This window comes from Cyanobacteriota bacterium, assembly GCA_025054735.1.
Lineage (GTDB): Bacteria > Cyanobacteriota > Cyanobacteriia > SKYG9 > SKYG9 > SKYG9.
Genome location: JANWZG010000631.1, coordinates 1 through 1,445 on the forward strand (window position 1 = coordinate 1; position 1,445 = coordinate 1,445).

A 1,445-nucleotide genomic window follows, 5' to 3' on the forward strand; every position below is an offset into this window, starting at 1 on the left:
GCCACCGTTGAAGATTACCGCATCGGTGCTTTCATCCTCACACAGCACCTGCAAGTAGGTCGCAATCTGCTCTGGTTCATCCTTCACAATCCGATAGGCAACGACTTGATGCCCAGCCGTCTGCAACACATCGCGAATGAGTTGACCGCTGCGATCGTCAACCTCTGTGCGTGTATCGCTAACAGTAACGACTGCACAGTTTAGCGATCGCGGTTCCACATCAGGATGGGGTTGTGCCATTTAAACCTTATTCAGGTCAATACCTAGCTCTTTGGCGAACGTGCTCAAACTCTTCTTTTCCAGTGTTTTGATGGCATTAGTAGACAACTTCAGGCGTACCCAACGCTTACCCTCTTCCCACCAAACACGTTTCCATTGCAGGTTAACATGCTGCAATCGCTTAGTGCGCCGATGCGAGTGAGACACTGCATAGGCGTTATTGGCTTTTTTACCCGTTAGTTGACATCGGCGGCTCATGGCATGACCTTCCAGCAGGAGTTCAAAACATTAATCGAAACACTAGCAAAACAAGTTAGTGATGCTGTCCGGGCATCACCAATGAAAAAGTTTTCACGCAGTAGATAATGCTAACACGAGACGAAGAAGGTTAGCCACACTAATCGACCGTTTGAGTCTGGGATAGTACCAGCAGCAGAATCGGGCCATACTGAACAGGAGCCTAATGGGGGAACTTGGTATGGGACAACTAGATAGTAGCTGTGGATTATATCAATTGCCAGGGGCAGAGTGTTTAGAGTTCAACCGACTAACGTGGCAACTTGAGCCTGAACAAGCTGTACTGCTGATTCATGATATGCAGAACTACTACATGCGACCGTTGCTGCGCCATAACCCTGAAACGGCTAAAGCGATAATTGCCAATATTGCCACTGTGAAACAAATCTGCCAGCAAATAGGAATTCCTGTTGTGTATACAGAACAACGTCCTTTGACCGTTGCCCAGCGCGGTCTGCTGTACGATCTGTGGGGGCCAGGAATGCAAGGAGTTGATGATGAAGCCGCTGTGGTTAGTGATCTGTGCCCTGTGAGCGGCTATACGATCGTAAAGCATAAGTATAGTGCTTTTTATAACAGCACCTTTGCTGAGTTGCTAGCTAACTTGAGTCGCAATCAAATTATTATCACTGGTGTTTACAGTCATATTGGCTGCATGACAACTGCCCTTGATGCGCTGATGCGAGACCTGAAAGTATTCTATGTGGCTGATGCCGTTGGTGACTTTTCCCTTGATTTTCATCTATCCTCTCTTAAGACCATTGGCAACTGTTGTGGGCAACTTTGTCTGACTGCCGATTTGGTTGCTCAAGCTAAGTCTTGACTGCTCTCTAGCAGCACTTCATCTAAGATCTTTCCAGATTAGAAAGAGACACTCATAGGGGTGCATCCCACTTAAGCCAATCAGTCTTCATACCCCAGCCCCTTCT

Annotated in this window: 3 protein-coding genes; 1 reads left to right on the forward strand and 2 read right to left on the reverse strand. The window is 47.4% G+C overall.

The window, feature by feature from the left end; genetic code table 11:
• Both NZ772_18885 and rpmB read right to left on the reverse strand, forming a co-directional pair.
• Positions 1-240: molybdopterin-binding protein (locus NZ772_18885; protein ID MCS6815624.1), on the reverse strand; the 240-nt coding region annotated here is incomplete at its 3' end.
• Positions 241-477 (reverse strand): 50S ribosomal protein L28, encoded by a 237-nt coding sequence (rpmB, locus tag NZ772_18890; GenBank protein ID MCS6815625.1) that lies wholly within the window; start codon positions 475-477, stop codon positions 241-243.
• A gap of 220 nt (positions 478-697) precedes the next feature.
• Here rpmB and NZ772_18895 point away from each other — a divergent pair, with 220 nt between their 5' ends.
• Positions 698-1,339, forward strand: coding sequence for an isochorismatase family protein (locus NZ772_18895; protein MCS6815626.1), 642 nt, complete (start codon positions 698-700; stop codon positions 1,337-1,339).
• Positions 1,340-1,445: the final 106 nt, after the last annotated feature.

What these genes read in the sequence shown, in the direction of transcription:
- rpmB (MCS6815625.1), bottom strand. Translation starts at nt 477, where the DNA reads ATGAGCCGCCGATGTCAACTAACGGGTAAAAAAGCCAATAACGCCTAT.
- NZ772_18895 (MCS6815626.1), top strand. Translation starts at nt 698, where the DNA reads ATGGGACAACTAGATAGTAGCTGTGGATTATATCAATTGCCAGGGGCA.